The 10,812-nt window shown below is 63.4% G+C and carries 9 protein-coding genes; 6 read left to right on the top strand and 3 right to left on the bottom strand.

Going from position 1 to position 10,812, the window contains the following annotated elements:
- Positions 1-345, top strand: a 345-nt coding sequence (locus tag CBW66_RS29325; protein ID WP_253251332.1) for an IS1595 family transposase, incomplete at its 5' end; no start/stop codon positions are given.
- A gap of 58 nt (positions 346-403) precedes the next feature.
- Here CBW66_RS29325 and argH read toward each other — a convergent pair.
- Positions 404-1,801: an argininosuccinate lyase gene (gene argH, locus CBW66_RS03975; protein WP_086137135.1), complete on the bottom strand. Its 1,398-nt coding sequence runs from the start codon at positions 1,799-1,801 to the stop codon at positions 404-406.
- A 265-nt stretch (positions 1,802-2,066) separates the two neighbouring features.
- Here argH and CBW66_RS03970 point away from each other — a divergent pair, with 265 nt between their 5' ends.
- Both CBW66_RS03970 and CBW66_RS03965 read left to right on the top strand, forming a co-directional pair.
- Positions 2,067-2,264: a hypothetical protein gene (locus tag CBW66_RS03970; RefSeq protein ID WP_086137134.1), complete on the top strand. Its 198-nt coding sequence runs from the start codon at positions 2,067-2,069 to the stop codon at positions 2,262-2,264.
- Positions 2,265-2,430: 166 nt separating this feature from the next.
- Complete coding sequence (locus tag CBW66_RS03965) at positions 2,431-2,856, top strand: GNAT family N-acetyltransferase (RefSeq protein ID WP_086137230.1); 426 nt, start codon at positions 2,431-2,433, stop codon at positions 2,854-2,856.
- 24 nt (positions 2,857-2,880) lie between these two features.
- Here the strand turns inward: CBW66_RS03965 and CBW66_RS03960 are convergent, their stop codons facing one another.
- A complete protein-coding gene (locus CBW66_RS03960; protein WP_086137133.1) occupies positions 2,881-4,269 on the bottom strand; it encodes a YfcC family protein in 1,389 nt (462 codons plus the stop codon).
- A 9-nt stretch (positions 4,270-4,278) separates the two neighbouring features.
- A complete protein-coding gene (locus CBW66_RS03955; protein WP_086137132.1) occupies positions 4,279-5,415 on the bottom strand; it encodes a succinylglutamate desuccinylase/aspartoacylase family protein in 1,137 nt (378 codons plus the stop codon).
- Between the two features lie 199 nt (positions 5,416-5,614).
- Here CBW66_RS03955 and CBW66_RS03950 point away from each other — a divergent pair, with 199 nt between their 5' ends.
- The 3 genes from CBW66_RS03950 to CBW66_RS03940 all read left to right on the top strand — a co-directional run bounded on the left by CBW66_RS03950 (position 5,615) and on the right by CBW66_RS03940 (position 10,811).
- Positions 5,615-6,616, top strand: coding sequence for a MurR/RpiR family transcriptional regulator (locus CBW66_RS03950; protein ID WP_086137131.1), 1,002 nt, complete (start codon positions 5,615-5,617; stop codon positions 6,614-6,616).
- Between the two features lie 32 nt (positions 6,617-6,648).
- Positions 6,649-9,408 (top strand): TonB-dependent receptor, encoded by a 2,760-nt coding sequence (locus tag CBW66_RS03945; protein WP_086137130.1) that lies wholly within the window; start codon positions 6,649-6,651, stop codon positions 9,406-9,408.
- Between the two features lie 149 nt (positions 9,409-9,557).
- Positions 9,558-10,811, top strand: coding sequence for a cyanophycinase (locus tag CBW66_RS03940; RefSeq protein ID WP_086137229.1), 1,254 nt, complete (start codon positions 9,558-9,560; stop codon positions 10,809-10,811).
- Position 10,812 lies beyond the last annotated feature (1 nt).

Genomic DNA, 10,812 nt, shown 5'->3' with positions numbered 1-10,812 from the left:
ACAGCGCAGCTGCATGCCTGCCTGCCACGCTTCATCGACAAGGACATTTTGCTGGTCACCGACGGCCATGCCGCCTATCGCGCCTTTGCCAAGGAAGCGGGGATCAGCCACCAGGCCGTCAATTTGCGCGCAGGCATCCGCGTGCAGGGTGCCGCGCATGTACAGAACGTCAACGCATATCACAGCCGCCTGCGGGCATGGCTAGGGCCCTTTCACGGCGTGGCGTCCCGTTACCTGCCGAATTACCTGGGCTGGCGCTGGATACTCGACGCCGGGCGTATCCGCTCGCCGGAAACATTATTGAAGGCAACGCTGGGAGTGTTCCCACATCTGATGGTGACATAGCCATGAAAAACGCCCCGCTGCATCGCTGCAGCGGGGCGTTTGCCGGCAAGAACCGGTTTTATTTTTCCAGCTGCGTACGCACGCGGGCGATCGCTTCGCGTACCTGGCGTGGCGCGGTGCCGCCCACGTGGTCGCGTGCGGCAACGGAGCCTTCCAAGGTCAGCACCTCGAATACGTCTTCACCGGTCAGCGGCGAAAACGCGCGCAACTGCTCCAGCGACAGGTCGGCCAGGTCGCAACCGGCGTCGACGCAGGCGCGTACGGCCAGGGCCACCGCTTCATGGGCGTCGCGGAACGGCAAGCCTTTCTTGACCAGGTAGTCGGCCAGGTCGGTCGCCGTGGCGTAACCTTGCAGGGCGGCCGCGCGCATGGCTTCCGGTTTGACCGTGATGCCGCCGGCCATGTCGGCGAAGATGCGCAGTGTGTCGATGACGGTATCGACGGTGTCGAACAGCGGTTCCTTGTCTTCCTGGTTGTCCTTGTTGTAGGCCAGCGGCTGGCCTTTCATCAGGGTCAAGAGGCCGATCAGGTGGCCATACACGCGGCCCGTCTTGCCGCGTGCCAGTTCCGGCACGTCCGGGTTTTTCTTTTGCGGCATGATCGACGAACCGGTGCAGAAGCGGTCGGCGATGTCGATGAAGCCGATGCGTGGGCTCATCCAGATCACCAGCTCTTCGGCCATGCGCGACACGTGCATCATCAGCACGGCGGAGGCGGCGCAAAATTCGATGGCGAAGTCGCGGTCCGACACGGCGTCGAGCGAGTTGTGGCACACGTCGTCGAAGCCCAGGGTCTTGGCCACGCGCAGGCGGTCAATGGGGAAGGTGGTGCCGGCCAGGGCGGCGGCGCCCAGCGGCAGGCGGTTGACGCGCTTGCGGGTATCCATCATGCGCTCGGCGTCGCGGCCGAACATTTCGACGTACGCCAGCATGTGGTGGCCGAAGGTGATCGGCTGGGCCACCTGCATGTGGGTAAAGCCCGGCATGATGGTGTCGGCATGCTGCTCGGCCAGGTCCGTCAGCGCGCCGCGCAACGTCGCCAGCAGGGCGGTGATGTCGTCGATGGCGGAACGCACATACAGGCGGATGTCGGTTGCCACCTGGTCGTTGCGCGAACGGCCCGTGTGCAAGCGCTTGCCCGCATCGCCTACCAGTTCGGTCAGGCGTTTTTCGATATTCAGGTGGACGTCTTCCAGGTCCAGCAGCCATTCGAACTGGCCGGCGGCGATTTCCTGCGAGATTTGCGCCATGCCGCGCTGAATTTCCGCGTAGTCGGCCGGGCTGATGATGGCTTGCGCATGCAGCATTTCCGCATGGGCCAGCGAACCTTCGATGTCGAACAGCGCCAGGCGCTTGTCAAAAAATACAGAAGCTGTGTAGCGCTTGACGAGGTCCGAGACCGGTTCGGAAAACCGGGCCGACCAGGCTTCGCCCTTTTTGGAGAATTGATCAGTCATGAAAGAAGTCCTTTAGTGTAGGGCGATTATAAACAAGGTTGGCCGGCGGTAGGGCTTTTAGGGGCTTGCAGGGCGCTGAAATGGCCAGGAACGGGGCTGGCCAGCCTCAAATGCCACGGCGATGGCCTGTTGTGCGTTTCATCCGGGCTTTTTGTATTCTGTCCCGCGTATCGTGCGTTTGGTCGCAATCCGATGGCAGTTCAGGGAGGCTCGGCCTACAGTTCAATCATCGCAACACACAAGCAGCCACCCAAAGGACACCATCATGAACATCGCTAAAAACATGGAAGCCATCTTCGTTGCCATCATCGCCGTCGCCGCCGCCACCAGCCTGGCTACCGCCGCCGTGCCGAAGTTCCGCGCCGCGCCGGCCCCCATCGCCGCCAGCGCCGATCAAGCCACCATGCACACCGTGTACGTCAGCGCCAAGCGCTTGAGCGCCGCAGAAAAAGCCGCCCTGTAAGCGCGGCGATGGCATTGCCGGCAGTACAAGAAGCATCGGCAGCAAACAGCAACACCGCATCACGGACAGGCAGAACGGGCGGCGCCCCCGCTTCTATCGAGCCCTGGTGACAGCCGCAGCAAAAAGGCCGATGATCGTGTTTTTCAACGATAGCAGGGCCAGCGCGATGTCACACCTGATGATCAGCACCGACAAGGCGGAACTCGACGTTCCAGCCATTCACCATTTTCTCAGCACGCAATCGACATGGGCCATCGGCATCCCGCTGGCTACCGTACAGCGCGCGATCGACCATTCGCTCTGCTTTGGCGGCACGCTGGACGGCCGTCAGGTGGCGTTCGCCCGCGTGGTCACCGACTACGCCACGTTTGCCTATCTGGTCGACGTGTATGTGCTGGAAGAATACCGCGGCCGTGGCTACAGCCGGCGCCTGATGGAGGCCGTGACGGCGCATCCCGGCTTGCAGGGCTTGCGCCGCTTCATGCTGGCCACCAGCACGGCGCATGAATTGTATGCGCGCTACGGCTTTACGGCGCCGCTCAGGCCGGAGACGCTGATGGAGCGGTATGTGCCGGATATCTACCAGCGTTGACTGCCTGGGCAGCCAGGCCAGCGCTCACTGCCAGTGCATGAGACACGGCGGAATCAAGAGCAGCAGCGCCAGCACCAGGTAGATCAGCTGCAGCGGGATCATCCACTTGGCCCAGGTAATCCAGGGCACGCGCGCCAGCGCCAGAACGCCGACGGTGATGCCGGACGTGGGGATCATCGGCGTGGTGAATTCGCCGAACTGGAAGGCCAGGATGGCCGTCTGGCGCGTCACGCCCACCAGGTCGGCCAGCGGCGCCATGATGGGCATGGTCAGCGCCGCCTGGCCGCTGCCCGAGTGGATGAAGAAGTTGATCACCGACTGCATGAAGAACATTTTTTGCGCGGCGAAGACGGGACTCGACGAGGCCACCAGGGGCGTCAATGCATGCAGCATGGTGTCGATGATCTGCGCGTCGCGCGCCAGGATCATGGTGCCGCGCGCCAGCGCGATGACCAGCGCCACGCTGACCATGTCGCGCGCACCCTGGACGAAGGATGCGACCAGGCTGTCCATGTCGAGCCGACCGACCAGGCCGACGATGATGGCCATCACCAGAAACAGGGCGGCGATTTCATCGATGAACCAGTCGTACTTGACGACGCCGACGACCATCGTCAGCAGGGTCGCCATGAAGATCCACAGCACGGCGCGGTGCGTGCGCGTCATGCCGGCAAAGCTGTCCAGGTCCATCGAATGTTCGCTGCGTTTTTCGATATCGAGCAGGTAGGTCGGGCTTTTTTCCGGATGGCGCTTGATGCGCGCCGCGTACCACATCAAAAACACGATGCTGACCGCCGTGGCGACGGCCCACACGATCAGGCGGTAGCCGATGCCGGAAAAGATCGGCACGCCCGCGATGCCCTGCGCGATGCCGACGTTGAACGGATTTAAAAAGGCGGCGGAAAAGCCCACCTGCGAGCCGATGAAGGGTATCGACACGCCCGTGATGGTGTCGTAGCCAAGCGCCAGCGCCAGCGGCACGAAGATCAGGATGAAGGGAATCGCTTCCTCGTTCATGCCGAAAGTGGCGCCGCCCAGCGAGAACATGGTGAAGAAGACGGGGATGATGGCGGCGCGCACGAAGCGCGAGCTGGTATGCGCCTTGGCGATGGCCTTGATCAGCGAATCGAAGGCTTCCGTTTTTTGCAGCACGGCGAAGGCGCCGCCGACGATCAGCACGAAGCCGATGATCAGGCTGGCGTCGACGAAGCCCTTGATGGGCGCCATCATCAGGGCGGCCAGGCCCTGCGGCTTGTTGTCGACGTAATGAAACGTGCCGGGGATGATCAGCTGCTTGCCGTTGACCAGCTGGGTGTCGAATTTCCCGCCCGGCACCAGCCAGGTGGCCATGGCGATCATGGCCAGGATGGCGCACAGCAGGACGAAGGTATTCGGGAGCTTGAATTTTCTCATGAGTGTCACTTATTGGCTCAGCAGGCTGCCGCCGCGGTAGGCGATGCTGCCTGCGACCTTGCCGACGTTCATGCCGCGCAGGACGTGGCGGTGGGCGCTGCGCGCAAAAAAGACCCCGGCGACGGTGCAGCGCAAGGTCGTCGTCTCGCCGCTGACGGGATCGATCAGGTCGGCCACCGCGTCGCCGGCGGCCAGCACGTCGCCCATCTCGCGCAGGTAGACCAGCACGCCGTGATGCGGCGCGAGGATCGGTTCCACGCCGGCCAGCGGCGTCGGCGCGCATTGCGGCGCGGGCAGGCCGTCGCCGGCGCCGGCTATCTCCAGCACGCCCTCGATGGCGAGAAAGCGCAGCAGGGCGGTGGCGTCGCGTTCGGCCAGGGCATAGCTCACTTCCACTTCGCCGCGCAGTTCGACGGTGGTCGACAGGCATGCGGCGGGAATCGGATAGCGGCCGCCGAAGTGCGCGTCGAGATCCCACCACAACCGGCTGCAGGCTTCGTCGAACGGCTCTTCGCCGGCCGCCAGTTCCAGCAGCACGGCGCGCGCGCCCAGGAGCGCGAACAGGGGCGCGATCCGCGCCGCCAGCGGCGTGCCTGTATAGATATGCAGGGCCGCTTCGTTATCGCAATGCAGGTCGAGCACGATGTCGGCGTCGATGGCCATGCCCAGCAGGGTTTTCTTCAGCGTCTCCGCATCCGTGCCCGGCCGCCAGGCGGCGACGGCGGCGCGCGCATGCTCGCGTATCAGCGCCACGTTGGCTTGCGCATCCTGTCCCAGCTGGCCATCGAGCGTGGTTTTCAATTCATCGGCCACGTGGCGGTAGGCGCGGTTGAAGTTGATGCCGGTGGTCAGGTCGAAGCGGCCGAACGGCGCGCCATGGATGGCTTGCGCTAGGCCGATCGGGTTGGCGGCCGGCACCAGGATGATTTCGCCGTGCACCTTGCCTGCCGCCTCGAGCGCCAGCAGTTCGCGGCGCAAGAATTGCGACACCAGCATGCCCGGTACCTCGTCCGCATGCAGCGCCGCCTGGATGTAGACCTTCTTGCCGCTGCGGCTGGTGGCGGCCGCTGTGCCGAAGTGGAAGCTGCTCAATTGGCATGACATGCTGGCGTGCGCGGTGGAGATGGAATGCTGTTGTACTTGCATGGTGGGCGCCCCGAAAAGGTGCATGGTTGATGGATTCCGGTCGATTATGTAGCAATATTTTCACGAAGTAAATCAATGAAAATCCTTTTACAAATATTTGTTGAGTTTTCTTTTTGATATGAGTACAGTAAGTTCCAGCGACCCGATTTCCCCTTCTTCCAGTGAGTCGCCGTGCCCAAGAATACAGGCCGCCAGTGATATGAGAGCATCCGCCAGTCCTGCCAGAAGCAGCGCCCCCACGCCACTTGCCACCACGCTGGCGTCGCCCGATGCCGCCTTCGCGCAATCGCCGCTGGGGCAGGCGCTGATGCACGTGCTGGTCGGCGGCTCGGCTTCGCAGCGGCAGATCGCCGATTACCTGCTGCGCAACCAGATGCGCGTGACGGCGCTGGGCATCGAGGAACTGGCCGACAGCTGCCAGGTGTCGACGGCCACCATCAGCCGCTTCGCGCGCGATATCGGTCAGAAGAATTACTCGGCCATGCGCGGCGCCATGGCCGAAACCCTGCAATCGCTGCTGCAGCCGGTCGACAAACTGCGCCGCACGATAGAACGGCGCGCGCGCGCCACCTCGCCCATCACGGAAAGCCTGGAATATGCGGCCGCGAACATCGCCGCCACGTCCGATGCCCTGTCGCCGCCCGCCATGCTGGCCGTGGTGCGCCGCCTGACGCGCGCCAAGGTCGTGTACGTGATGGGTTTCGGCTTGTCGGCCAACTTGGCGGGCATGCTGGTGCAGCATCTGCAGCCGTTTTGCCCGCACGTGGTGGAAGTGGTGGGCATCGGCGGCTCGGAAGTGGCGGCCGGTCACCTGGTCAACCTGACGGCGCAGGACGTGCTCGTGGTGATCTCGTTCCCCCGCTACACGCGCGACTGCATCGGCCTGGCCAGCTTTGCGCGCGACCGCGGCGCCTGCATCGTGGCGCTCACCGACTCGCCCGCGTCGCCCCTGGCCGAACTGGCCGACCACGCGCTGTATGCGCAAAGCACGCATCCCGTCCTGCCCAGCAGCGCCAGCACGGCGCTGGCCATGATCGAGGCACTGGCCGTGGCGCTGATGGTATCGAACAGGAAGAACGTAGAAAAAGCGGCCCGCTTGAGCGAAGTCATCTCCGCCTATCTGTATGGCGGCGAACATGGCGTGCAGGGCGCGCGGAAAACAGCGTCAAGGCAGCGCAAGGCAGTCCCAAAATCATTATAAAAATCAGGCATCAACATCCGGGGAGAATGACAATGCAGATGAAAAAACAGGACGGCGGCTCCTTGCCACGCGAGTCGGTGCTGGCGCAAGGCGTGCGGCTGGCGCTGGGGGCCCTGAGCGTGTCGGCGGCGCTGGGCATGCTGGCCGGCGGCGCGCAGGCGCAGGAGCAGGGGCCGGACGTGGAGCCGGCGCCGAAAAAAATGCCGCGCGTGGAAATCACGGGGTCGGCCATCAAGCGGCTGGAGTCGGAGACGGCGCTGCCCGTGCAGGTTATCACGCGGGCCGAGATCGAAAAGGCGGGCGTGACGACGGCGGCCGAGCTGATGGGGCGCGTCTCGGCCAACGTGGGCGGCCTGACGGACGGCGTCAGCATCAACGTGGGCGGCGACCAGCGCGGCTTCAACAGCGCCAACTTGCGCGGCGTGGGCACGTCATCGACCCTGGTGCTGCTCAATGGCCGGCGCATGGCCAACTTTGCCTCGCCCGGCGACGATGCGGGCGTGGACCTGAACAACATTCCCGCCGCCGCCCTGCAGCGCGTGGAAGTGCTGCTCGACGGCGCCTCGGCCCTGTACGGCACGGACGCCATCGGCGGCGTCATCAATTTTATTACGCGCAAGGATTACCAGGGCGTGGAGCTGAACGTCTACGGCAGCCGCACCGACGAAGGCGGCGCCGGCAAGCGCACGGCCAGCATCACCGCCGGCACGGGCGACCTGGCGGCCGATGGCTACAATATCTTTGCCGTGGTCGACCTGCAAAAAACCGACCGTCTGAGCACGTCGCAGCGCAAGTTCATTCCGCACCTGCATGTGCCGCAACGCCTCGGCCATTTGCTGTCCAGCTACACCAGTCCGGCCAATATCCGCCTCTCCAGCGACCAGCGCGACTACCTGCAGGAGCAGGGCTTCCTGCTCAATGGCCAGCCGATCACGAATCGCCTGATCAACCTGTCGATTCCAGGCTGCAGCGGACCGGCCAATGTGTACCTGCCTGCGGGTACGGGCGGCGTCGATGCGTGTACCTATAACTACATGGGCGACACCGAGCTGTATCCCAAAACGGACAAGCAGAACCTGCTCACGCGCGGCGTCCTCAAATTGAACAACGATCACCAATTGTATGCGGAGGTGGCGTTGAGCCGCTCGCGCAGCTATTACGTGGGATCGACAGCGCGGCCGGATGGCGAAATCGACGCCAGCATGGTGCCGCAGCTGAACGCTGCCGGGTTGACTGGCACGCTGGCCCTGCGCATCCGCCTCAACGAAGCAGGCATGCGCACCAGCGAATTGACCAGCGAAAGCCAGCGTTATGTGGTGGGCGCCACCGGCACCGTCGGCGGCTGGGATTACGACGTGGGCTTGAATCACAGCGTCAATGTGGTCAGGGACAAGGACACGCACGGCTACCTCCTGGCCGACCAGCTACAAAAGGGCATCACGGATGGCACCATCAATCCCTTCGGCCCCTCCAGTGCGGCGGGCAAGGCGCTGCTCGAGAGCATCCAGGTCAACGACGAAGTGCGGCACGCGCGCGGCGTCATGGATGCGCTCGATTTCAAGATGTCGCGTGCCTTGATGGCCATGGGCGGCGGCGACATGGCGTTGGCGGTGGGCGGCGAAGTGCGGCGCGAGCGCACGGATTTCCGGCCATCCGCGTTGCTAATGAGCGGTAACATCACCAACGATGACGCGCCCGAAGGCGGCGTGGCCACCAGCGACAGCCGCAGCGTGCAGGCCATCTATAGTGAATTGCTATTGCCGTTTAGCAAGCAATGGCAGGCGCAGCTGTCCGGCCGCTATGACCATTACCAGCAAGTGGGCGGCGCCCTCAGCCCGAAGATCGGCCTGACCTACATGCCCAGCAAGGAGGTGCTGTTGCGCGCCTCGGCCGGCAAGGGCTTCCGCGCGCCGTCGATGTCGGACCTGCATCGGCCCACTGTCTACAGCCAGACGGCGACCCTGCCTGATCCCGTGTACTGCGAAGCCGAGAACAACGACTACTCCGTCTGCGCCGACAACTGGCGTACGCGCCGCTACAGCAACGACAAACTGAAGCCGGAGCGCAGCCGCCAGTTCACGGCCGGCCTGGTACTCGAACCGAGCCAGCACTGGACCTTCAGCCTCGATTACTGGAATATCAGGCGCACGGACCTGATCAGCGAAATCGGCGACGACATCATCCTGTCCAACCTGTCCAAGTATGGCAACCTCGTCCACCGCGACGAAGACAATGAGATCCGCTACATCGAGCTGCGCAAGGAAAACCGCGGTGCGCAAAAAGCCTCGGGCATCGATATCACGGCCGACCTGCATGGCGTGAAAACGGCGTGGGGACGCTTTGGCGGACATCTGAGCGGCACCTATGTGCTCGATTCGAAGATCCAGACCAGCCCTGGCGATGCCTTCATCAGCAATCTGAACAAGTTCGTCACGGACGGCGTGGTGCAGCGCTGGCGCCATACGATCACCCTCGACTGGGACAATGGCCCGTATTCGGCCAGCCTGTCGAACACGTATTCGAGCGGCTATGATGACCAGAACTCGGCCATCAATACCGACGACGGCAGCGTGGTCAAGCCGAACCGCGTGAAGGCCTACACCTTGTGGGACATGTCGGGCGCGTATGCGGTCAGCCAGCAGTTCAAGCTGCGCGCCGGTATACAGAATCTGTTCAATACCAGTCCGCCATACTCGAACCAGGCATTTTTCTTCCTGTCCGGCTATGACCCCAGCTACGCTGACCCGCGCGGCCGGCGCTTCTACGCCAGCGCCAATTACAGCTTCAAGTAAAAAAACTGGAGATACCGCAATAACGCTGTCATATGCGGCAAGTAGTATCGTAGTTCGATGCAGTTGGGTGGCAGGCAGCAGTTTTGGCAGCAAGGGCGCGTGCCGGTATCAACAAGTGCGCGCCCCTTTCCTTGTATTCGAAAGGCATCATGAAATCATTCTCAGGCCGGTACCATACCTTTTGCGCCGTGCTGCTGTTCGCGCTGGCATTGTGCAGCTTCCATGCCGTGGCGGCGCCCGGCGGCAGCGCCATCGGCAGCGCGCCGCAGGGCACGCTCGTCATCATCGGCGGCGGCCTGCGCGCCGACAATGCCGAAGTCTGGCAGCGCATCGTCAAGTTGTCGGGCGGTCCGGGCGCGCGCATCGCCGTGCTGGCCTCGGCCGCGATGAACCCGGAAAAGTCCGGTGAAAGCATCATCAGGAAGCTCAATCAATATGGCGCGGACGCCTTTTTCGTGCCGCTGGCCGTCAAGCTGGCCAACCGCGATTACCGCAAGGCGGCCGAAGATCCTGCCATCGTCACGCAGATCAAGTCGGCCACCGGCATCTATTTTGCCGGCGGCGACCAGGGACGCATCACGCAAGCCTTGCTGCGCCCGGACGGCAGCCGCACGGCCGCGCTGGAAGCCATCTGGTCGGTCTACCGCAACGGCGGCGTGATCGCCGGTTCCAGCGCCGGCGCCGCCATCATGAGCACCACCATGTTCTATGACGCCAAGCCCGTGCTCGACATGCTCAAGATGGGCGTCACGGATGGCCGCGAGATCGCGCCGGGCCTGGGCTTCATCGGCAGCGATGTCTTCGTCGACCAGCATCTGCTGGTGCGCGGGCGTTTTGCGCGCATGATTCCCGTGATGCTGAAAAAAGGCTATCACCTGGGACTCGGCATCGATGAAAACAGCGCCATGGTGGTCGACGCCATGCGCGACGTGGAAGTCATCGGCTACAGCGGCGCACTGCTGATCGACCTGTCGGGCGCCATCAGCGACCGCGGCGTGAAAAATTTCAATATCAGCAATGCGGCCATCAGTTACCTGGACCGGGGCGACAAGTTCAACCTCGTCACGCGCGTGTTTACGCCCTCGCCGGACAAGGCCGACAACAAGCTCGATCCGAACCAACCCGATATGCGCGAACCCGTGTTTACCAACGATATCCTCGGTAACAACGCCGTGCTGGACCTGATGGGCAATCTGATCGACAACGCGCAGCAGGAAGCCATCGGCATCGCCTTCGGCAACCCGCGCGACCCGTATCCGGACCTGGGCTTCGAATTCCGCTTCAGTAAAACGGTCAACAGCGTCGGCTACAGCTCGACCGAGGCGGAAGCGTATTCGGTGCTCAAGCTGCGCCTCGACATCCGCCCCATCCAGCTGCGCCAGCCGCTGTACCGCTACAAGTAAG

It is taken from the genome of Janthinobacterium sp. GW456P (genome assembly GCF_002127655.1).
In the GTDB taxonomy this organism is placed as follows: domain Bacteria; phylum Pseudomonadota; class Gammaproteobacteria; order Burkholderiales; family Burkholderiaceae_D; genus Janthinobacterium.
The sequence above is the reverse complement of the archived record's forward strand: the minus strand, read 5'-3'. Positions and strand labels throughout refer to the sequence as shown.

Bases quoted from the DNA above. Each gene is read 5' to 3' on its own strand.
- argH (WP_086137135.1), bottom strand. From the start codon at position 1,801: ATGACTGATCAATTCTCCAAAAAGGGCGAAGCCTGGTCGGCCCGGTTT.
- CBW66_RS03970 (WP_086137134.1), top strand. From the start codon at position 2,067: ATGAACATCGCTAAAAACATGGAAGCCATCTTCGTTGCCATCATCGCC.
- CBW66_RS03965 (WP_086137230.1), top strand. From the start codon at position 2,431: ATGTCACACCTGATGATCAGCACCGACAAGGCGGAACTCGACGTTCCA.
- CBW66_RS03960 (WP_086137133.1), bottom strand. From the start codon at position 4,269: ATGAGAAAATTCAAGCTCCCGAATACCTTCGTCCTGCTGTGCGCCATC.
- CBW66_RS03955 (WP_086137132.1), bottom strand. From the start codon at position 5,415: ATGCAAGTACAACAGCATTCCATCTCCACCGCGCACGCCAGCATGTCA.
- CBW66_RS03950 (WP_086137131.1), top strand. From the start codon at position 5,615: ATGAGAGCATCCGCCAGTCCTGCCAGAAGCAGCGCCCCCACGCCACTT.
- CBW66_RS03945 (WP_086137130.1), top strand. From the start codon at position 6,649: ATGCAGATGAAAAAACAGGACGGCGGCTCCTTGCCACGCGAGTCGGTG.
- CBW66_RS03940 (WP_086137229.1), top strand. From the start codon at position 9,558: ATGAAATCATTCTCAGGCCGGTACCATACCTTTTGCGCCGTGCTGCTG.